A 23047-nucleotide genomic window follows, 5' to 3' on the forward strand; every position below is an offset into this window, starting at 1 on the left:
GGAAGGAACTGTAGCAGGTCTTTTTGTGAGACAATATATAGGTTACTTTGTTCGGGAAGAGGAGAGTGCACAGAGAATTAGAATACGTCTCTCTGTTCCGGATATGTAGCGAAAAAAAGCCCCACCGTCCAATTAAGGAAGGCGGGGCCTGGATTTACGGTCTTATACGGTTTTAGAAGGAGTACCTTACGCCGATGTTTGCCGTGAAGTCCCTCGTGCCGCTGCGGAATTCGAAGCTCGTTCCTCCGAAGGCGGAGAGGCGTTCATTGAACGGGACGGTGGCTCCGGCTCCGATCAGGGCTCCGATGCGGTTGTTGGCCGCAGGGTTCACGGTGAAGTTCCTGCCGGGGGCTCCCATGAAGGACGCGGTGAGCGGGGCTCCCTGGTCGCCGACGTCGAAGGTCATGAGGGCCATGGCTTCGAAGCGGGCCGAGGGGGCGCTGCTTATCACGCTGAAGTCGCGGGTGTAGCGGCCGCCGAGACCGAGGATGGTGGCCCAGGCGTCCTGGCGGTTGAGGTGAAGCCCGGCGTTACCGATATCACCCTTTTCCGAGTAGCTTCCGATCCAGCCCAGGCTACTCTCGACGGTGAAGAGCGGGGCGATGGTGGACTTGGCGTCCAGCTGGAAGGTGTAGGAGAGCTCGTAGGCGAAGTTCAACGACGTACCGTTGGCGTCGCCGCGGGACATGTGGGCGAAATGGTCGCCGACTGTCACGAAGCGGTCGTTGGTGAAGTCGTGGAACCCGATACCGAAGCTGGCGCGATTCAGCCAGGCTCCGTTGCGGTAGGTGCCGTAGAGGTCGATGTTGTAAGTATCGGTCTCGTCGGTGGCTCCCAGGACTTCGGTACGGGCGTAGTCGTAGCCCAGGGAGATGCCGAGCATGGTGTTGGCGTTGATGCTGCGTTCGGCTCCCATCATGGCTCCCCACGAGCTGCGGCTGAAGCCGGGGGCGTTGCTGTCTCCGTTGGCTTTGTTGTAGCCGGCCGTCGGGGTGACCCAGACTTCGGTGTTGCTGCGTCCGTGGCTGATCATGCCGCCCTTGGCGTCCGGAGTGACGGAGATGGCATAGGTGCCGGTGCCCATCGAGCTGCGCAGGTTGCGCAGGTGGTTGACGTTGCCGGCGAGCATGGAGCTCATCATGGTGGTTAGGCGGGTGCCTCCGACGGAGTCGAGGGCAGCCTTGGCTTCCGCTTCGCTCCTGGTGTGTTTGAAGGCGTTGATCATGTCGAGCAGTTCGCCGGTGGCGATGCCGTCGTTATCGATACCTTCAATGACGCCCGAGATGCCGCTCTGGTTGTCGTTCTTGTTGGCTCCCTTGTGGTTGATGGAGAGGACGAGGTCGGTTCCGGTAGCGGTGTTTTCGAGGTGCGCGTTGAGCAGGTAGAGATCGTGCTGGACTTCGTCATGGAAGGTGCCGGTAAGTTCTCCCGCATCGACGATGTGGAAGCGGGTGCCGTCGACTACGCCGCGTTCCTGGGTCGGGGTGTAGGCACCCTTGCGGATTTCCACGAGCGAGTTGTTCAGGTCGGCCTTGCCGGTGACGACGAGTTTGTCGCTGGCGTTGTTGGCCAGATCGAGGTCGACGATGGTCTTGGTGCCGGTCTTGTAGACGCCCATGCAGTCGGCTTCGGAGCGTTCGAAGGCGGCGGAGCCGAGGGTGAGGGTTTCTATACCGCTGTTGGCTTTGCCGGCTTCTCCGATTTCGATGACGGTGTCATCGTTACGGGCATCGACGTGGCCTGTGGTGGAACCGTTGCCGGAGAGCATCGTTCCCCGGGCGAGGGTGACGTTGCTGCCGATATTGCCGTTGAGGGCGAGGTCGCCTTCATTGACTTTGATGGCGGTGGCGAAGCCCTGGCTGTTGGCGTTGTTGATAGCCAGCGTGGCGTTTCCGGTCTTGGTCATGGTTCCCTGGGTTCCGTAGAGCTGTCCGTTCCAGGTGGTGTGGGACAGGGTTTTTACGTTGAAGGCATAGTCACCGTCAACTGTTAGTCCGGAATCGAAGACGACGGGGGCTCCGTCATGCGTACCGGTGAGGACGCTGACTCCATTGCCGTGGATGCACAGCGTTGAGGAGCTGCCGTAGGCGTTGGAGGCCGTGGCGGCGAGGATTCCTTCAGCCAGATGGAGTGTACCGTCGTAGGAAGCGTTTTCCTTGTTGAAGGCGAGGGTACCCTGACCCGTCTTGAAGAGTTCTCCCGATCCGGAGAACCCACCGTTGACGTTCATCGTCTTGTCGGTATCCACCATGATTTCTCCATCGTTGGTCATCTGGATGGTGCCTTCTATGGTGAAGTTTTCATGGACGTTGACGAGGCGGTCTCCCGCGCTCCGCAGCATGCCTTCGTTGAAGTCGAGCGTGCTGTCTGCCGTGATGATAGAGGATGATCCCTTAAGTATGTTGACGGTGCCGTCGGAGAGGACGATGTCGCTGTCGATGATGCTGGCGCCGTCGATGTTGAGTTCGCCTCCGTCCCGGATGTAGATGGCTTCGTCCAAGGTCAGTTCCGTGTCCTTGACGGTGGTGGTGCCGGAGTTGACCAGATCGTTGCCCTGGACGGTGCTTCCGTCAAGGGTAAGTTCCGAACCGGTTTCAACCGTTGTGCTGGTAATAGTACCGGCGGAGTTGGCCAGGGTTGCGCTGGAACCGACGCCGTTGGAACTGGTGCCGACATTGAGTTCGGCCAATCCGAGGATTGTTCCTCCGGTGTTCAGGGTAGCTCCGTCGAGGTTGACCTTTCCGTCATTGGTTTCCGAGTTTCCTAGGGTGTCGGCGGAAGAACCGTTGGCGGCGGCATTGGTGCCTGTGAGCGTGATGCTGGAACCTTCGCCGGCGGTCACGTTGTGGATGGTGTTACCGCCCAGGGAAGTGAAGTTCTGATCTCCTTCGGCAATATTGAGGTTGCCGACGGTGTAATCCGTACCATTCATGAGAATATCTCCTTCCGTCTGGTCCAGGGTGCCGATGATGGACTTGGCATCGTTGAGTGCAGGATCATGGGAGAGGACGAGTTCGGCATCTCCGCTCTTGACGATGGTATCTCCGGCGGCGTTGATCTGCCCGGCCAGGATGAAGTCCTGGTCCGTCTGGATGGTCAGGCCGTTGTCGTTGGTGGCGATGTCCTTGCTGACGGTGGCTCCGTCGGCGGTGTTCTTCAGCGTGACGCCTTCTCCGGTGACGGAGAGCGTGCCGTCCTTGCCGATCGCTTCATTGGCGTTGACCACGAGCGTGCCGCCGCCGATGGCGATGTCGTCTTCGAATCCTTCGTTGGTGGAATTGATGACGATTTCGCCAGTTTCACCGTTGGCGTTGAGGGAGAGCGTATCGTCTCCGTTGGAACCGGAACTGAGCGTACCGTTGATGTTCAGCGTGCCGTTGACGTTGATCGAGGCGTCCGCGTCCACTGTGATTCCCATGTTCTGGTTGTGCGTGCCGTTGATGGTGACGACGGGGCTGGAGGCACCCGGATAGGTCAAGTCGTCGTTGGGCTTGAAGGAAATAGCTCCGTTGAAGTTGTTGCCTTCGGCGTTTCCGTTGACGGTGAAGCTGCCTCCGGTCATGGTGACGTTGGAAGTGAAGTTGCTCTTCTCGTCGATGGTGAGACTGGCATTCGGATCAATCAGCGTTCCTTCCTTGACGACTAGGGTGCCCGGATTGCCGTTCTCGTCATTGACCGTCACGTTGACCGTGTCGGAGATGTTGAGGGAACCGGAGACGGTGTTGTCGTTGGAAAGGACGAGGTCGCCGCCGACGACGGTCAGGTCACCGTTGATGTCGACCGTGTCGAGTCCCAGGTGGGTGGAGTCGGTGGACGAGGTATTGGTGGTGCTGATGCTGCCGTTGACGGTTGTATTGGCGATGTTGAGGCTGGAAGCGTCGTTGAGGGTAATCTCACCCTGACCGCCGTTGAGGTTGAGCACAGTGTCGGAGATGGATCCGGAGGCATTGCCGTTCATCGTGATGTTGTCGGCGTTGACGCTGTTCCCATTGCCGGTGACGGTCAGACTGCCATCGTCATTGACAGTGACGTTGCCCAGATCGCCGGCTCCGGTGGAGTCGAGTGTCAGGGAACCGTTGCCGCCGACCTTCGTCGTACCGTCGGAGGTAAGGCTTCCGGAGACATTGAGGTCGTTACCTACCGAGAGAGAACCTTCTATGTCGGCGTTGCCTGCTACCGTCATATCGGTACCGGCCTTGACCGTGGAATTTCCTCCCATGGTCAGGGATGAGTCGGAGTCGATGCCGATTTCACCCTTGGCCGAGATTGTACCGCCGGTACCGGAAACCTGAGCGTGTTCCAGGGCAATGTCGTTGCCGGCGGTCAGCGTTCCATTGACGGTGAACTGGTTGTTGATGAGCTTGACATTCTTGGTGACGTCCAGAGTGGCTCCTGTATTGATCGTTGTTGTACCACTCAGGGTAGCGTTCGTGGAAACGTCGACGCGGGTGATATCCCCAATATCGGTGGATCCGATGTTAAGCGTACCGTTGGAGGTAAGTTCGTCGAGGGAGATGCCGGAGTTCTGATCGAAGGTCATGAGACCGTCGTTAAGAACATTGTTCATCTTCAAATTGCTGTCGTGGATGAGGATTTCCCCGTTTGTCTCGGCTGTCATATTGCCTCCGTTGGAAGCGGTAACTCCGGTGAGGGAGATTGTTCCGTCGATAGCGTTGAGGTCGGCATCAGCCATCAAGTTGTCTCCCATGCCGAGCGAGATGTCGCCGCCGTCCGCAGTCAGATCACCGAAGATGTTTTCTCCCGTACTGACGACAAGACCGCCGTTGACTTCCAGATCGTCGATGATCGCATCTTCGAGCGTCAGGGTTCCTGAACCGACTTTGGAAATGAAGCCTCTGGAATCCACCGCGCCGTTGAGGACGACGTCAGAGGCATTGTCGATAACGAGGTCGTCTGTCCGGGTGGCAAGGAGGATATCCTTGTTCTGGTCTCCGGTGATGGTGAGCTTGTGAGCACCGTTGACGACCAGCGTACCGTCGGTGCCCAGAGCATTTGCGGATCCGGCAATGAGGTCGACCGTACCGTTAAGGACGATATCTCCCGTGTGAGAGCCCGTACCGTCGATTGTCAGGTTATTTGAACCGTTGACGGTGATGTTACCATTGCCGGAGGCGATGGCGCCGATTTCCAGATTGCCTTCCACCAGGTTGATCGTGCCGTCGGCGTTGGCGACTAACGTATTGCCGGAGGCATCCCACTCGGCGTTGACGTTGATTTCACGGGCTGTGGTCGTTCCTCCGGCCAGCGTGATGGCATTGCCGGCGGAGATCGCGGAATCCGCGTTGTTGTAGTTCAACGTACCTTCTTCGATTGTCAGCGAGCCGTTCAGCGTGCCGGCATTGGCGACCGAACCGAGATCAATCGTACCGTTGCCGATGCGGATGTTGCCCGTGTGGGTGCCTTCGATCAGGTAGAGACCGTTTTTGTCGATGACGGTTTCCTTGCCGACGGCATTCAACGTGGCACCGTTGTGCAGGGTCAGGTTGATGTTGGTCGTGTTGAGCAGGAGTTCGCCGACGGTATTGGTTCCGTACAGGTCAAACTGGCCGCCGTCCATCGTCAGGGCCTGGCCGATGGAGGAATCCGTCATGGACAGGGTGTTGGTTGTTCCCAGCAGAGTGACGTTACCAGAGACGGAGGTTCGATCCAGCGTCAGTGTGTTGGAGTCGGCGCTGACGAGGATGCTGCCTGTCAGTGCCGTATTGGTGAGGCTTGCCGTGGAGTTGTTGCTGACGCTGATGTCGGCGCTCAGGGATGATGCCGTACCGGCAGTTGTCCCGGTCAGTGTCAGTGTGCCGTGGTCGGCTACAGTGACGTCGCCGAGTTTGCCGAAGGTTTCGGTGTTGGAAACGGTCAGACTGGAGCCGTTGCCGGTAATGTCTGTGCGAGCCACATCCAGCGTGACATCGGTCAGCGTGGCCGCCGCGTTGACGTCCATCATCCCGGTGACGGTGATGTTACCGCCTTCGGTGGTCATGGCTGCGTCGATGACGAGATCTTGAACAGTGATGCTGAGATTGTCGCCGGAGATGGCGGCGTTGATGTCAACTGTGCCATTGGCGGCGGTGAGCGTATTGCCATCGCCTGTCAGTTCTGCATTCAGGATAATCGAACCTTCACGGGACGTCAGCGTACTGCCTCCGTTGTCGGTTACTGTACCGGCGATGGTCATGTCCGTTCCGGAGATTAGTGTCGTGCGGCCCAGAGTGGCGTTCGTGATATCCAGGGAACTGAGGGATTCGAGCGTTCCTCCGTCGACGGAACCGTATCCTTCAAGGTCGTTGGCGTTTCCAGAGAGAACGATCGTTCCGGCGGTAACGGAACCGGCGATGGAAGTCGATCCCGTTGAGGTCAGGGAGTGGCGTACCGTGAGAGAACTGCCCGTGTTCACGGTCAATGTACCGTCAACCTGCCGTCCCTGGCCATCGAACGAGTAGCCGATGCTCATGGATTCGGCCGTGACTGTCGCGGCGTTGGCGGCTTGGTTGTTTCCACCCAGATTCAAATCACCGGTGATACTCGTTATTCCGAGGGAATATTCGTTGCCGGCCATGAGTCTCAGCATTTTGCCGGCATCGACGATTGTATGTGCCGCCGTTAGGGAAACATCCTTCATAGTTGTCCCGTCTCCGTCTTCGACAAGGTGCAATGTGCCTGTTTCGATCGTGGTGTGTTCCAGATTGCCCGAACCGGAGATGGCAAGCGTGCCCCCCGTCGTGATGGAAGATCCTTCTCCCGTCATCGTGATGTTGTTCAGGGAAATCTCGCCGATTGCTTCAATGGAAGCATTGGCCCCGTTCATGGTCAAATCTCCGTCAACGGAAATGGTTTCTCCCGCAAGGAGGCTATCGTCTCCATTGATCGTGGAGGAATCTCCCTGGAGCGTCAGTGTTCCGCCTGCGATGAGAGACAACGTGTCGGAAGTCGTGATGTCGTTGTCTATGGTCAAGTCTCCGTCCGATATAATCGATCCGTTGGCTTCGTCTTCCAGAATCGTGATTTCCAGGTCGCCTGCCGTCTCTAGCGAGGAACCGCCTGCCAGGGTCAGGGAAGAGATGGTGCTGTCCGCTGCCGTTGTCGTGGAGAGAGACGATGCTCCGTCCAGCATGATGCTGCCCTCAGCGAACAGGATTGTCGCGGCTTGTGCATTTGCGCCGCCCGTCAAGGCAATCGTGCTGTTCGTGCTTCCGTTGAGTGTCCCGAGACTTTGGCTTCCGCCGTCTAAAGTCAGACTGACTCCTTCGGCAAGCGTGGTCGAGTCGTGCACGTCTACTGTGGAGTTAGTCCAGATGTAGGTGCCGCTGTTGAGGAGCAGTTTGTGCCCGGCTGTCAGCGACAGATTACCCGATGTTAAAGTGACTGCGGAGGACAGCGAGACATTGCCTCCGGCGAGGGAGACGTCGTTGCCGATATTCGTAATGTCGGAGAGAGTGAGATCTTCCGTAGCCGTCAACTTGGAATTATTGCCCAGTGAAGTTGCGTTTGCCTGGATGCTCCGGGAAGATACGGTCGTTCCGGTCAGTTCCATGGATGCGGTTTTCAGGCCATTGGCGAGAATCAGCTGACTGTTATTATTTCCCTTCAGCGTGCCGAGCAGGTTCATGCTGTTGGCCGTCAGAGAAGACGCTCTCAGGTCGAAGATGGTACCGGCGCTGCTGGTGATATCATTACCTTGGATGATGAGATTGGGGGAAGTCTGCCAAGTGCTCAGGGCAATCGTGCCCTGCATCAGGTTCAAGTTTCCGAGGTCGGAGCCTGTTTTGGTCAGATAAAGAATGGGATTATTACCACCAGCGGAGACATTCAAGGAACCCTGATTGTTGATCAGTCCTCCCAATTGCAAGTCGCGTGTCGTTGTCAGATTGACAGTGGCTCCCTTGTTAATAACAAGTCCCTTACCCTGATCTATTCCAAACGTGACGGCGTGTATTCCTGATTCGGCAATGAGAGAACCGCTTGTCCCCATACCGTGGTTTGCCCCCGAAGCTGTAATAGAAACAGAGTCCTTCAAGATGATATTGCCAGTATGCGTACCGGTTTTGTCAAACGTGAAGGTACCGGAACCGGTAAGAGTCAGATCCCCGTTTCCGGTGAGACCGTGGCTCGTCATGTTGAAGGTGCCCATGTTGATCGTTCCGTTTCCGTCGACGGCAAGAGCCTTGCCGGAGGCGAGCGTCCAGGAACTTCCCAGGTTGATCACGGAATTGCCGTACGGGTCGGCCAGGAAGGAGAGTTCTCCGTTAACCGTACCGCCTCCGTAGGAGAGCGTGCCGCCCTGGATGCCCAGATTACCGTCTACAATGCCGGTGGAGGCCAGCGTGACGGTACCGCCCATCAGGGTGACGTTGCCTGTGACCGTACCGTTGATCTGCATGTCGGAGCCGAAACCGATGCCGGTGGTGTTGACATTCAGAGTAGCTCCGTTGTCGATGGTTACTTTGGCGTTATTGGCAAGAGCTAAAGTGTCAATAGCATTTGTGCCGCCCCGGATGTTCAGGGACGAATTGTCCATCCATACGGTGCCGGTCACTGTGGAGCCGGTCATGTTCAGGATGTCTCCGGTGTTGACGGTAATGTTGCCGTTCACGGTAGCATTTGTCAGATTGACGGTGTCAACCAAGGCATCGGCTACGGTTGAGATGCCGCCGTCGAGCTGAATAGTATTCAGGCTGATGGACGATCCGTTGGCTGCCGAAATGCTGGAGGCTGTCAGATAGGAACCGGCCTGGCCTGTGGCAGAGAGTGTGCCTCCGTTTACAATGACGGTACCGAGAGATCCCAGATTGTCGGCGCGTACCGACTTGTTGACAAGTGTCAGCGTGGCCCCGTTCCTTATGGAGAGAGTGTCGGCAATGGCCATTTTCGACCAAGTGGTGGACGATTGGTCGGAAATGTGGATTTGCAGAATGGTGTCCGGATCGTGCAGGTTCAGGTTGTGGGAAGTGACGCCTGTGGCGAACACTTGCGCACCGTTCCTGAGAATGACGCTGTAACTGCCTTCTGCGCTGATTTCACCACGGATGGGAGTAGGAGACGTCAAATCGTCTTTGACCCCATCGAAAATAAAGTTTCCTGCGAGGGTTTTGATTTCCGAGGAAGCGTCCCATTGGATTTTGTTTTTGTTATCTTCCGTGATGGTGATATCGCCGGTTCTAAAGATAAGGTGCCCGTTGTTGGCAACGCTGATGCCGGCGTAAGGGCCGGTCAGTATGTCGGAGCTCCCGAGGCTTAACGATGTATAGGCGTTGTTAGTTTCCCCATCAATGGCGATGAAAGACCGATCTCCCATATTCAGCATGTTTGAAGCACTGGCTTGCGTACCGTTAGTAATGGCCAGGGTGGTCAGTCCGGAACCGCTATTGAGGGAAACATCTCCGAGGTTGACAACGGAACCGGGAGTTCCATTCCGGGTGACGTTGTTCAACTCAAGCAGTTTCCCGTTGGTTATGGTCGTCGACACGTAAGGGCCGCTGAGATTAAGAGATCCATTGTTGAATTGTGTCGATTCGGTAATCTGTAGCAAGGTGCCGGATATATCGTTATCGTTGCCGATGAGCACATTGGTGTAAGAGGCATTGATTCCGGTCACAAGCGAGTTGATTGTGACATTTCCGTCTCCGGTTGATTCAAAATGGAGTAGATCCCCGGTAATGCTATTGCGATCCAGAACCGTGGTTTTCCCTTGCAGGGAGAATGTCTTGCCCTTCAACTCGGCATCTGTGATAGAGGAGGTTGAACCTGTCCCTCCTATCCTCAGAATGTTGTTTGAAGAGACAATAGCTTTTTCTCCGTTTTCGATACCGGCGATCGTATTGTTTCCTGTCAAGGCAATGGAATCTTGAACAACTAGTTTGGCTTGTTCATTGGCCGCAGTATTCGTAATGGTCGTTGTTCCGAGGACGGTGATGTCACCGGACTGTTCCGTCTGGGTCAGCGAGGAGTCGGAAATGGTCAGTTGGGAGGATGTATTGTCCCTGTAGGATCTGAAGTTGGATTGGTTGCCGCCTTCAAGAATCAGGGCATTGTCGCCGCCGGTCAGGTCGATGTCACCCAGTTCGGATGGAATGGACGCATGGCTTCCACGAAGTGTAAGCGTAGATTGGCTGCTAATCTCTGTCTTTAAGGTGTTGATGTAACTATCTGATAGTGTAGTGTTTTTACCGATGCCTAGGCTGTTTGCCGAGTCCCCGTTGGTATTTTTCATGACCGACAGGTTGGAACCTTCCATATCCGTGTTGGGATTCAAAACAATATCCTGACCCAGCAGTCGAGAGCCCGAAAGGGTTGTATAGGACCCTTCCAGAGTCAGCGTCATAGCGGATTGGATGGTATCGTCTTCCAGTTCGTTCCCCGTTCCGGCCAGAGTCAGGTTGCCGTTGGTGGCCAGTGTTCCGTTGCCTGCGGGATTGAATATTCCGAACTGATTCGTACCGTCTACCTTTGAGTTGATGATCGTCGCATCAGTTGATCCGGTATTTTGAATCAGCAATCCTTGGGAAAGGTATACGGTGCCGTTACTGGAAAAGTCTTCCCATTTGTCGAATGAGACCGTGCTGTCATTGATAACCAGATTGCCTCCATTGACGAGGGAAACGTCCTTGATGTTGTACGACTGGGCAGATGCTTCGGGTTCACGGGAGAAGACTAGGGTTGCGTTTTCTACCGTTGTGCCGGTGATCAGATTCAGTACGGAATCGGAGATTTGAACGTAATCCGTGTCCAATGTTCCGAAAACAGCCAACTTGGAGGCATTCAGAGAGGAATCGAATACGTCTTCCTTGCTGCCATTCAAGATGAATTGTAACGTTTCCGTGGCTGTGGCATTGACAAATCCGAATCCCGTATTGTTGTTTGCCGGGTTGATTACGATGTTGTTGGCATTTAATGTCAGACGATTATTGGAAGTCATGCCCGTGGAGATTCCTTCGATTGTCAGAGTATGACCAGAAGCGTCCAATGTACCGTAAGCCCCGTCGTCAAGCTGCTTAACAGTCAAGTCTCCTGTAGAGATAAGAGTGCCGGAGTCGTTCCCACTACCTAATGCGACGATACCTTCCAGAATAGTTCCGGTTCCATTATCCACAGTCAACGTAGCGTTATTGATGATATTGAGGAAGGTGCCCGTTGATTGGGAAAGGGAAACCGTCGTGAGATCGGTTTGTAGCTCCAACCATCCTCCGTTGACGTTGATGGCAGCGAGCGTATCGAAATCTGGAGACGTTGTAGGAGCAAGAATGTAGAGAAAACCGTTGTCCAGCGTGAGTGTACCAGAGAAGTCTCCTTGGGCGGTCAGGTTCAGGGTTCCGCTTGGGGCATCCATATTCAGAGTACCTTGTCCGATAAGACCGCCGTTAATGGTGCTGGTGGAATTTCCCGTGATAGTCAGGTTTGTTCCATTCGTGATTGTCAACGCGAAGTTATTGGTATCAAGGGTTCCGATTGTACCATCAAGCGTGGCATTGCCGGAAAGAATGATATCGCCTTGGAACGAACCGGAGCCCAGAGATAACTGTTTATCGATGATGAGCGTGCCATTCCCTCCAATGGTTTTGCCGATGGCCAACAGCCCCTCAGAGAGAGAGAATTTTCCATCGACGACAAGATTTCCATCCAGGGACAATTCCCCAACGAGGATGCAATCGGAATCTCCTGTGACGGTAAATGTTTGATCAGTCTCAATGGTAGCGTCCGTCATCATTGTTCCGGATGTCCATGTCAGGATACCTCCGTCTTTTAGAGCAAATGAGTCGATCTTCAATGTACCCCCATCCAGCGTAATCCCGTTACCCGCATTCTCGATAATACTGATTCCGCCTATGGCGTTCCACATTCCTCCGTCGGAAATAATGGCGGTTCCTGTCCCTCCATTATTTTCCGCTCCGTTAGATCCTCCCAGAGTGATTTCGGCAGTAGTAGTCAGGGAGCCATTTTTGATGGAAATAGTCCCGATTCCTTGATTAAAGCCTACGTTAGTTTTAGTTTCGATTGTTAAGTTGCCACCATCAATTGCAAGGAGTCCTTTTCCATTATCTTCTCCGATAGCGATAGGGGAGGTACTATTGGAATCAATTGAGAAATTACCTCCCGTAACAAGGAGTGTACCTTCTCCGCCAGTTTGGGAACCGACTGTGAGAGCTGTTCTGTACTGAGTCCATGTGCCGATTTTCAGTTCCAGTATGCCTTCCGAGCCTGCGCCAATAAGGAAAGCTCCCTGGAGGCTTTGTGTATCGAGTATTCCTCCATCAAGGAGGATATAAGCATTATTGTTAATCTGGTAATCTTCAGTTGTGCTGATTGTTACTTGGTTTCCTTGACCGATGGTCTGAGTCGGCGTCAGAGCGGCGGTTGTGGAGGTGCTGGTCAGAGCCATACCTATTGCCGCGGTGTAGATGGCAAGAAGAGCCTTGCGGAGATTGAGGGGGAGGTGGGGTTTCATGATTGTTGGTGGATTTTAGAATGTTGTTATTAGAAGATTGAAAGGAAGGGGAAGAAATACGACCTCACCAAGATTGGAAGGAAGGGAGTGTCCTGGGTATATGCAGGCGGAAAACAAAAAGGACGCCGATAAGGAGCGCCCAGAAAACGGTGGATAATGACAACATACGGGTATAGGAATAACCCACGGTATTTCTAAGAGGGAAAGCCGGTGGTGTGAGTTGTAAGCCATTGAATAAAAGGCCGATATGGACATGGTTTTGCCCGTTGTTTCGGTTTTTTAGTCTCATCAGCACCTTTTTTCTAGCGGATTTGCAATCCGTCAAAATAACTCATTTTTTTATTATTTTAAACGTTTGTATGGTTTTTGAATTTTCGTAATTTGCTTATAATGAGTCCAATATGGAAAATTGGTTATATTGGGGCTGGATGAAGCCAAGAATTTGGGAATCCGGTGGGGAATAGACGCAAAAAGCCCCGCCGGAGCGATACCTCGGCGGGGCTTGGTGAATGGTGTTCCCGGTGGGTTTCCGGGTGGGAACAATAAAGTGATGTAGAAGGGCCGTCAGGCGTTGTTCGTACGGCGGACGGCGTCGGCTTCGACATCCTTCCAAAGGGCATCCAGAGTAACTTGGACGGCGTTCATGGAGGAAGGAACGTCTTCTCCGGGGTTACCTTTGCCGAAGAAGTAATACTTGATTTTCGGTTCTGTGCCGGACGGACGGACGGCAAAGGAGTACCCTCCTTCGAGATCCATGAAAATCATGTCGGACGGGGGGATGGGGTCGCCTTCTTCATCGTACATGTCTCCCTTGGTGAAGTCGCGGACGGCGACGACTTTCATGCCGTGGACTTCGGTCATAGGGGAGGAAACGTAGGATTTGGCTAGGGCGGCTATTTTGGCAGCACCGTCCGCGCCTTCCATGACGAGAGACTTGCCCATTTCGAGATGGACGCCGTATTCGGAGAAGAGTTCATCGAGGAGTTCCGGGATGGTCTTGCCGATGGAGGCTGCATAGGCGGCGAGTTCGGCAAAGAGGAGGGCTGCGGCGTTGGCATCCTTGTCTCGGACGAAATCCTGAGCAAGGTACCCGTAACTTTCTTCTCCTCCGAAGACGAAGAAGCGGCTGTATTCGAGGCGGAGGGCTCGTGTAGCTTCTTCCGTCATTGTCCTGTAGTTACTGCGTTTGGCAGCAGGGATGGCTTCTTCGTATTTGCCGAGCTTCTGAGCGATATATTTGAACCCGGTGAGGACATTGACGACTTCAATGCCGTAGCGATGTCCGATTGCATCCTGGAGCTGGGACGTGACGAAGGTTTTGATCATGACGGCATGGGACCGGGTGGCATCGTTGATCCACCCGAGTTCCGTCATGGTCTTGCAGCGGTACCAGGCAAGGAGGGACCCGACCTGGTTGCCGGTGAGGAGGCGCATGTTGCCGGAAGCTTCCCGGACAGCTACACCCATGCGGTCACAATCGGGGTCGGTGGCAATGACGATGTCTGCACCAGAGGCATTGGCTTGATCAATAGCGAGAGTAAGGGCTTCGGAATTTTCCGGGTTAGGTGATTTAACCGTGGGGAAACGTCCGTCCTGGATATCCTGGGAGGCAACCGTTGCAACGTCGCATCCGATCTCGCGGAGGAGGGGAACGATGATATGTCCGCCAGTGCCGTGGAGGTTGGTATAAACGACTTTAGCTCCGCCGTTGGAGAAGAGGCCGGGTTGGAGGGTGATGGACTTGAGGCGGTCCATATAGATGCGGTCGAACTTGGCTCCGAGTTCGGAGAGTGTTCCCCGGAGGTCGGCGGGGAGAGGTTCGTAGGCTTCGGAAGCGAGGCGATTGACTTCATCAATGACACCTTTGTCGTGCGGAGGGACGAGTTGGGCTCCGTCGTCGAAGTAGGCTTTGAACCCGTTGTCGTGAGCGGGGTTGTGGCTGGCGGTGAGGACGATGCCGGTGTCGGCGTTGAGTTCACGGATGGCGAATGAAATTTCCGGTGTAGCGCGCGGAGCATCGAAGAGGTAGGCGTCGCACCCGAGATCGGTGGTGATTTTAGCGCAGTATTCGGCGAAGTCCCGTGAGAAATGGCGGGTGTCGTGTCCGATGACGATTCGCGGTTTACGGTCGGTGCCTTGCGATGCGACATGCCGCTTGACGTAGATGATGAGGCCTTGCATGGCTCTGCCGACATTGAAATAGTTCATGCAGGCGGTGCCGATGCAGGGAAATTCCGGTCGACCGTTGGGGCCGCCTGCTCCTTGTTCGGCAGAGGTGACAATGGATCCGATGGTTCGTCCTCGAAGGCCGCCCGTACCGAAAGCGAGCGTTTTATAGAATCTGTCGTTGAGTTCGTTCCATTCGCCATGTTCGGCAAGTTCGGCGATGGCTGCTGCGGCGATGGGGCTGGTGGTTCCGGAGAGGAGGAGATTAATGTTGGTGCGGGAGGCGGGCAAGAGTTGCCCTGTCGCAACGGCGTCCTGAAGCAAAGTATCCAGCTGTTTCATGGTAGGATCAGATTAGCGCATTTTTTTTGACTGGCAATCATGCAATGCGTGTATGCCGTCTGCCTGTGTTGGTTCATTGCAGAGAGGCGGTGGGGGAACACGCATTCTTGTCTTGTCTGTCTTGTCCGTTTGAGGCGATAATGAACAGGTATGGCAAATGGTGAGATCGGGAAAACGGTGGTGCTTGTGGCGCATGGATCCGGCATGGCTGCATATGATGCGCTGTGGCGGGAACGTGTACTGAAACATTTGGGAGAGGAATTTCCGAGGGTGCGTTTTCATATGGGGGTTTTGAATGGGGAACTTGAGGCGTGGGAGGCTTTTCCCAAGGATGTGAGGGGAGGATGGGCAGTGATGCCTCTTGTGTTGTCGGATGGTGTGGTAACGCGGGTGCAGTTGCCTTCAGCCTTGTCCGAGTATGGAAGAAGGCTAGGTTGTGTGCCGGATGTGGAAATGCTGCCCCTGCCGGGTGTCCGGACAGAACTGGATGGAGCGGTTCGCCGCGTTTTGGAAGGATGGCGGGAGCTCGGAGGTGCCGAATGCGGGAGGAAAGGGGTGCTGGTTATCCAGCACGGAAGCATGCGCCATCCGGTGAGGAGCGGTGAGGCGATGGCTCGGCGATGGGCCGAAGTGTATCCGGAATACGGAGGATTTTATGCGGGGTATCTGAGCCAGGAACCGGGGATGGATGCCGTGCTGGCGGAAATACCGGAGAAGGAAGTGGTGGTGGTGAATTGGTTTTTGAATTGCGGCAATCATGTGATGGAGGGAATTCCTTCCCTGCTGGGATTGAAGGATGTGGGAGTTTGCGGGAAAGACGTGTTCGGGTGGCGCAATGCCGGGGATAAACGTATTTTTTATACAACACCGGTAGGGGAATCCCCCGAATTTATGAAAGCGGTGACCGGGGTGGTGAGGGATTGGCTGGCTGGGAGCGGAGGGAAAGTGTAATTTTTTTGCTCTTGAATGCGTTTGTTTCTTGAGCGGAGGTAGATGATGTTTTAGTGGTATGGGGTATGAAGTTGAAGTCTCTCTTGATCGGTTCTGTGATGGCGGCTGTTGTGTTGCCTTTGGTTTCGGTGTCCCAGGAACCCTCCGGCGGTGATGTCCTGCAGGAGGCCAGGAAACTGGCTGAGTTCAACCCGGTACGGAAGTGGACAAGTGTGGATGGAAAACGCAGTTTTACGGGGAAGATTACGTCGGTGGTTGCCAATCAGGTAACGATTGCTCCTCAGGTTCCGGGAGCCCCGGAAGGGGAGTTCGGAGAGGGGAAATCCTTTGCCGCCGGATTTTTGTCGCCGGCAGACCGGAAGTGGGTGAAGGAAAACCGTGATTTGGTGGGAGTGAGTGATGAGCAGAAAGCCGAGGTAATGACGAAGGCCCTGATGCCGGCTCTGGAGGCGAAGGATGATGCCCTTCTGGATCTGTTGCTGAAGAATGGCGCTCAAGTATCGGGGCGTGACGCGGATCGTGTTTCCACATACCAGATGCTGATGAACAAGGGAAAGAAGGATCTGGCCGAGAAGGTTGCATCGCTATTGCCGAAGACTCCGGGGTATCCGGCGGGATCTCTGAGTGCTGCGTTGAAAGGAGTGTTGGAGAAGCAGAAGGATTTGAAGAAGATTATTGCGAAAGCGGGGTATAATGCAGTGAGGATTGAGAACAAGAATGGTCAATCCCAACTGACGGCGAAGAGCGGTGCTTTTACGCCGGAGATGCTGAAGGAGTATGGCGATGGTGCTCTTCTGGTGTCGGACTTGATGCAAGAGGCTGTTGGTCGCCTCATTGATGCAGAGCCCGGGGAATTGGCGAATTTGTGGAAGACGAATAAGATAGCCCAGTTTTATCCCTGGCCGCAGGAGATTGTGTTTGCCGGTGAGAATCCTCCGGAAATCATAGCGATGATTCGCAGTACGGCTTGGTATTCTCCAGAGCAGGATGCGGCGCTGGCGGAGATCGGCGACGGGTTGGTGAAGGAGTGGAAGACTCTGATGGATGATGCTGCCAAACTGGGAGACAAGGCTCCGTCCGAGGAAGACGTGAAGAGAATGCGGAAGATGGTGGAAAAGGTGGAGGCCGATGCAACGAAACTGGCTTTGGCGGCTAAAATTCTGCCCCTGTACAAGGGGGAAGAGAAATGGAAGAAGACGGCCACGGCGCTGGAAGCGGCAACTAAGGCCGTGTCCCAGCCGCGCAGCGAAGATGCAGATGCGTTCTTTCTCCAGAATCAGCCGGATGTTCGTAAAATGGACGATCACCTCCGCTTTTTGCCCCTTTCCCGCTGAACCGGAACGGGGGATTGTCTGGATGAAAACGTTTTTCTTCCTTGATTCAGGGAAGAATATCCGTCAGTTTGTTGCGCAATGAGGGTTGACGTCCGACATGGTCTGTTTTGCGTTTTGGTGTTCGTTTTGGCAATGCTGTTTGTTTCGTGTTCGAACCAGCAGGTGGAGGCTCCTGAGAGTTTGCCGGAGTATCATTATGTACAGGGGAAGACGGCGGCGTTGCGCAACGGGCGTGCCATTCCCCCGCCTAATGTTCCCCCTCAGGTGAAAAGGGCAATTTATGCGGCGAATTCGATTGTGGGGAAGCCGTATCGAATGGGAGGCGGGCACAAGCGACATTATGATTCTTCCTATGATTGTTCCGGAACGGTATCGTTTGTCTTGCGGGAGGCTGGGCTGATGACGTCGATTCGGCATTCGAAGTTGTTTTTGAATTATGGAAGCCGAGGTCCCGGCAAGTGGATTTCCATCTATGCCAAGAACGGACATGTGTTCATGGTAATCTGCGGAGTTCGTTTTGATACGTCGGGACGTGGCAGAAAGGGGCCTGCGTGGAGGACCGAACCGCGGAATACGAAGAATTTCGTGGTTCGCCATCCGACGATGTTGTGACGTGGAACCGTGTTCCCTGCGGGAATGCGCAGTTCCCGAATGGGGCGGAATTGTCACTCGGGATCCATACTGTTGTGTGGTATGTTATCAGCCGAATGTGATGGAACGGCTGGCTGCACTGAATTACCGGTATTATGCGAGGGACGTGTGCAAGCTGTTGCTGGGGACCGTATTGCAGACGGCTGCCTATGCGTTTGTGATGGTGCCCTTGCGGGTAGTGAATGGCGGAGTGACGAGTTTTTCTCTAGTATTGCACGGGGTAACGGGACTGGATGTCGTGGTCTTGGCCAATGTCTTGCTGATGTTTCTGGTGGTGTTGGCGTGGCTGGGTCTTGGGAGGGAATGTATGGTGAAATCCCTGCTGGGTTGCGTGTTCTACGCGTGGAGCTTTTCTTTATTTCTGGCGATGGAGTGGTCATTGGATTGGCCATTGCCTCTGGGGGTGGTATTGGCTGCCGTGAGTGTGGGAACGGGATATTATTTGTGTATGGATGCGCGAGGAAGTTCCATGGGGTTCGATGTGGTGGCTCTGATTTTGAACCGGAAAAATCCCCGGGTACGTATCGCCGTTGCGATGCGCACCATCAATGTTGCTGTGATCCTGGCGGGATTTGCTGTGTTTGGCCTGGAATCGGTTGCAGCAGGAATTATATTCACCATGATTCAGACCTGGGTACTGGGTTTGTGGATCAAGCTCCGTCCGTCAAGTCTGAGGGACTAAATGGCACAAGCCGCCCCCAGTGAATGTGGAGGCGGCTTGAATGAAGGCTGGCGGGTTTTGCAAAGCCGGGGTTATGCCCAGGCTGCAGCAGCGTTACGGAGACGGAGGAGGGATTCCTGTCTGCCGAGAAGCTGGAAGATGTCCGAGAGATCGGGGCCGCCGTGAACGCCTGTCAGGGCAACGCGGGCGGGGAACATGATGGCTCCCGGTTTTTTATAGCCCTGGGCTTTGGCGGTGGATTTGAGGATATCGACGATTTCGTGACCGTCCCATTGGGAGAGGCCCTCCAAGATATCGGCAAGGACTGCCATGAGAGCTCCGGCGCCGGGCTGGAGTTTGGCGAGGGTTTCTTCGTCCATGACGAGATTGAAGAAGAAAGAAATGAATGCCGGAACGTCCAAGAGGGTTTTAACCTTATGCTGGACAGTGGCGATGGCGGGCTTGAGGATGGGGGAATCTTGCGGAAGCCCGGCTTCGATGCAGAAGGGGAGAGCCCGGGCGACAAAGTCTTCCGAAATGAGGGCGGAGATATGCTGTTGGTTGACCCAGGTGCATTTGGTGATGTCGAATTTGGCGGCGGAGCGGTTGATGGCTTCGAGGGAGAAGCGGTCGATGAGCTGGGCGGGTGAGAAGATTTCCGTGTCGTCCTTGGGGGACCACCCGAGGAGGGCGAGGAAGTTGACGACGGACTCTGGGAGGAAACCGAGTGCGGGGTAGGCTCCGAGGGCGGCTCCGGTGTCGCGTTTGGACATTTTGGAACCGTCGGGGTTGAGGATAAGCGGAATATGACCGTAGGCCGGAGGAGTAACGCCCAATGCTTCGAAAATCTGGATGTGCTTGGGCGTATTCATGATATGGTCCTCTCCGCGGATGACGTGGGTCATGCGCATTTCAATGTCGTCGACGACATTGACGAAGTGAAAGACATAGCTGCCGTCGGAGCGTTTGATGACCATGTCGGGGGTATTGGATGCATCCCGGTAGTCGATGGAGATGGAACCGCAGATGATATCGTTGAAGGTGACTGGCTTGGTGCGGTCGAAACGGAATCGCCAGGCGCCGTCGCTTTCGTAAACGCGTCCGGCGTCGACGAGTTTCTGGAAGTAGGCGTCGTAGATATGATTGCGCTGGCTTTGGAAGTAGGGACCGCAGTTTCCTCCGGCCATGGGGCCTTCGTCCCAGTCCATGCCGAGCCAGCGGAGGCCGTCGAATATGGCCTGGGTGGCTTCCTCGGAGTCGCGTTCCTTGTCGGTGTCTTCGATACGGAGGATGAAAGTACCTTTCATCTTGCGGGCGAAGAGCCAGTTGAAGAGGGCTGTGCGTGCGCCGCCGATATGGAGGTAACCGGTGGGAGAGGGGGCGAAACGGGTGCGGACCTTGTCGTTCATGGAAGATGAGGTTAGACGTGCATGGCGCGAGGTCAAGCACTAGAAGTGCGGGAAATGTGAAAATCGGGGTTGATGAGGTATGGATGACGTGGTTTGGCGAGCTTGCCGCTTGCCAAGAGGCGCGAGAATGGATTGACTGTCTCGACGTGTTTTTTCTAAAACATATATTTCATCTTCGCGAACGGATGCAGATTACCGGGGCGGACGAGGAAAAGCCTTTCCTCGACCACTTGGAGGATCTGAGGACGATGATTTTGCGGATGGCGATATGCCTGGTGATTACAACGGTGGTGAGTTTTGAGTTTGCTACGGATTTGATGGATATTATCCGCAAACCGGCTGATGAGGTTTGGACGACATATGAGAATGCTCATTTGCCGGCTGGGATCACGACTGAAGAATGGGGAGAGGCAAAGACCCTTGCGTATGTACTGCCGGGCTTGCCGGAGAAGGCTCGTCTGGCTATTGAGAAGAAGGTTCCTGGAGAGAAATGGAAGCTGGCGGAGAGTGCTTTGCTGTTGCGTGCTGCGAGACAGTTGCCGGAGGCTGAGAGGGAGGCTTTTTTCAAGGAAGCTTCTTCGAATGAGGGCATTGCTCGCTTGTCCATGGAATTGGAGAGGACGGGGGCGGTGATTACGGAAGGTACCGGGCGCGGGGCTTTAAAGTTGATGGGTGCCTTCCAGCCGGGCGAGCCGTTCATGCTTTCCATCAAGCTGGCATTTTACGCGGGACTGGTGATTTCGTTCCCGTTCCTGATGTATTTTCTGCTCCAATTTATTGTGCCAGGACTGCTGGAGAATGAACGGAAGCTTTTGTATAAGAGCCTGTTTATCGGATTCGGACTGTTTTTAACGGGTGTCGGATTCTGCTACTGGGTTGTGCTTCCTCGCGTACTGACGTTTTTCTATATGTATTCGTTGGATTTCGGGATCGCGAACGAGTGGCGTATCGGATATTACATTTCATTTGCGACGCAGTTGGTGCTGATGTTCGGCATCGGGTTTGAACTGCCGGTGGTCGTGATGCCATTCGTGAAGATGGGGCTCCTGAGCTACGAGTTGATGAAGTCCACGAGGCGCTATGCGATTGTAGCAATTATTGTCTTGGCGGCTTTTATTACGCCGACTCCCGATATTCCGACGATGATGTTGATGGCCGTGCCGATGTATGTTCTGTATGAGGTGTGTATTCTACTGGCCTGGAGGGAGTCGCGCCGGAGGGCGAAGGAGGATGCCGAGGCGTATGCCCGGATGGAGCATGATTACGGGATTAAGGATTAAGATTCCAGTTCAGCGGTTGGCAATTCCCTTGTGCCTGCGATTAGCGTTGACGTGGAGGATGGTGTGGTGGGCTTGATGATGCACACACATGTTGCCTCCGATTTGTCGGTGTTGTCTCCAGATAATAAAAAAGGAGTCCGGTTGGAAACCGGACTCCTGAATGAATGGTTGAAGGATAGGGTGGGAGATTAGTCGTCCAGCAGGGCGTATTCCCGCAGGTTTTCCTTGTTGACGGGGGACTTTTTGATTTCTTCGAGTTTGTTGTGGAGGTGTTTGACGATGTCGGGATGCTTGGAGGCAAGGTTGTTGAGTTCCTTGGGATCCTTTTCCAGGTCGATGAGGAGGCCGCCTTCGGGGGCACGTGACATTTTGGCTCCGAGACCGTTAATCCCATCGCGGATGGGGGTGCCGGCGGGGAGGTATTTCCATTTGCCGGAGCGGATACCGACCATCTTGGCAGAGGAGTTGACGATGTGATAGTCGCGACCTTTGCTGTCTTTTCCTTCCAGCGCCAGGAGGTGATTTTCACTGTCGGGGAAGGGTGATTTGGCTTTGGGATCAAGGAGGGCAAGCAGAGTGGCGCCGAGGTCCATCTGGTTGATGAGAGCCTTGCTTTCCATGCCGGGCTTGACGACTCCGGGCCAGCGGACGATGAAGGGGACGCGGGAACCTCCCTCAAGGATACTGTATTTGCCGGCACGGAAGGGGCCGGAAGGACTGTGCCCCACATTGTCTTTAACGGCGTTGTCGGCATAACCGTCATCAAGGACGGGGCCATTATCGCTGGTGAAGATGACGAGGGTATCGTTGGAGAGGCCGCATTCGTCAAGAGTCTTCATGAGGCGTCCGACGCAGTCGTCGAGCTGGACGGTGACGTCTCCACGGACCCCGCACTTGCTTTTACCGACGAATCGTTTGTCGGGGGTACGTGGAACGTGTATATCGTGCGTGGCGAAGTAGACGAAGAAAGGCTGTTTGGCCTGGGCATTGCGTTTGATGAATTGGATGGCTTCATTGGTGATGAAGTCGGCGTTTTTTTCGTCGTCCCAGAGGGCGGCTTTCCCGCCTTTCATGAAGCCGATGCGTCCGATGCCGTTGATGATGGCATTGTTGTGGCCATGGCTCCACATGAGTTTCAGGAGGTCTTTATTGTCTTTCCCATTGGGGAGGCCGGGGAAGTTATGCTTGTAGGAAACTTCGATGGGATCGTTGGGGTCGAGGTTTTCGACTTTGTCGTTACGGAGGATGACGCATGGGACACGGTCTCCGGTGGCGGCGAAGATGCAGCTTTCATCGAAACCGATGTCGTTGGGACCAGGGGAGATGGAATGGTTCCAGTCGATTTTCCCTTTACCGAGGCCAAGGTGCCACTTGCCGAAGACAGCTGTTTTGTAACCGTACTTCTGCATAATTTTGGGGAGAGTCGGCTGGTCGGTATCGATGATCATGGCTGCATCCCCGGGGAGGATTCCGGTTCCTTCCTTTCGCCAGGGATACTGGCCTGTGAGGAAGGCGTACCGCGACGGGGTACAGACGGAGGTGGTGGAGTAGGCGTCGGTGAACTTGATTCCTTGCTTGCAGAGTTTGTCGATGGCTGGCGTCGGAATTTTTTTTGGGTCTGCGCCGTAGCATCCGACATCGCCGTACCCGAGATCATCGGCAAAGATGACGACGACAGCTTTGGGAAGCTTGGGGGTTTTGCTTATTTCTGTTCCGGCTTGGGCGAATGCTGGTATGGCTGCAGTAGCCAGAAGCAAACCGGAGAAGAGGAGGGAATTGCTTTTATTCATGTTGTT

General features: G+C 54.8%; 8 protein-coding genes. 4 read left to right on the forward strand and 4 right to left on the reverse strand.

Features of this window, described 5'->3' with window-relative positions; genetic code table 11:
* Nucleotides 1-172 precede the first annotated feature (172 nt).
* Complete coding sequence (locus tag QET40_RS08850; protein ID WP_280126811.1) at nucleotides 173-12457, reverse strand: hypothetical protein; 12285 nt, start codon at nucleotides 12455-12457, stop codon at nucleotides 173-175.
* A gap of 564 nt (nucleotides 12458-13021) precedes the next feature.
* Nucleotides 13022-14965 carry a phospho-sugar mutase gene (locus QET40_RS08855; protein WP_280126812.1) on the reverse strand — a complete coding sequence of 648 codons (1944 nt, stop codon included), beginning with the start codon at nucleotides 14963-14965 and terminating at the stop codon, nucleotides 13022-13024.
* A 150-nt stretch (nucleotides 14966-15115) separates the two neighbouring features.
* Here QET40_RS08855 and QET40_RS08860 point away from each other — a divergent pair, with 150 nt between their 5' ends.
* The 3 genes from QET40_RS08860 to QET40_RS08870 all read left to right on the forward strand — a co-directional run bounded on the left by QET40_RS08860 (nucleotide 15116) and on the right by QET40_RS08870 (nucleotide 18583).
* Nucleotides 15116-15916, forward strand: coding sequence for a CbiX/SirB N-terminal domain-containing protein (locus tag QET40_RS08860; RefSeq protein WP_280126813.1), 801 nt, complete (start codon nucleotides 15116-15118; stop codon nucleotides 15914-15916).
* A 65-nt stretch (nucleotides 15917-15981) separates the two neighbouring features.
* Complete coding sequence (locus QET40_RS08865; RefSeq protein WP_280126814.1) at nucleotides 15982-17250, forward strand: hypothetical protein; 1269 nt, start codon at nucleotides 15982-15984, stop codon at nucleotides 17248-17250.
* 613 nt (nucleotides 17251-17863) lie between these two features.
* On the forward strand, nucleotides 17864-18583 hold the full coding sequence (locus QET40_RS08870; RefSeq protein WP_280126815.1) for a YitT family protein: 720 nt from the start codon (nucleotides 17864-17866) through the stop codon (nucleotides 18581-18583).
* A 71-nt stretch (nucleotides 18584-18654) separates the two neighbouring features.
* Here QET40_RS08870 and QET40_RS08875 read toward each other — a convergent pair whose 3' ends face one another.
* Nucleotides 18655-19971, reverse strand: coding sequence for a glutamate--tRNA ligase family protein (locus QET40_RS08875; RefSeq protein ID WP_280126816.1), 1317 nt, complete (start codon nucleotides 19969-19971; stop codon nucleotides 18655-18657).
* Between the two features lie 56 nt (nucleotides 19972-20027).
* Here QET40_RS08875 and tatC point away from each other — a divergent pair, with 56 nt between their 5' ends.
* Nucleotides 20028-21251: a twin-arginine translocase subunit TatC gene (gene tatC, locus QET40_RS08880; RefSeq protein WP_280126817.1), complete on the forward strand. Its 1224-nt coding sequence runs from the start codon at nucleotides 20028-20030 to the stop codon at nucleotides 21249-21251.
* A gap of 188 nt (nucleotides 21252-21439) precedes the next feature.
* Here tatC and QET40_RS08885 read toward each other — a convergent pair whose 3' ends face one another.
* Nucleotides 21440-23041: an arylsulfatase gene (locus QET40_RS08885; RefSeq protein WP_280126818.1), complete on the reverse strand. Its 1602-nt coding sequence runs from the start codon at nucleotides 23039-23041 to the stop codon at nucleotides 21440-21442.
* Nucleotides 23042-23047: the final 6 nt, after the last annotated feature.

Origin of the sequence: Akkermansia sp. N21169, from assembly GCF_029854675.1 — a bacterium.
Classification (GTDB): Bacteria; Verrucomicrobiota; Verrucomicrobiia; order Verrucomicrobiales; family Akkermansiaceae; genus Akkermansia.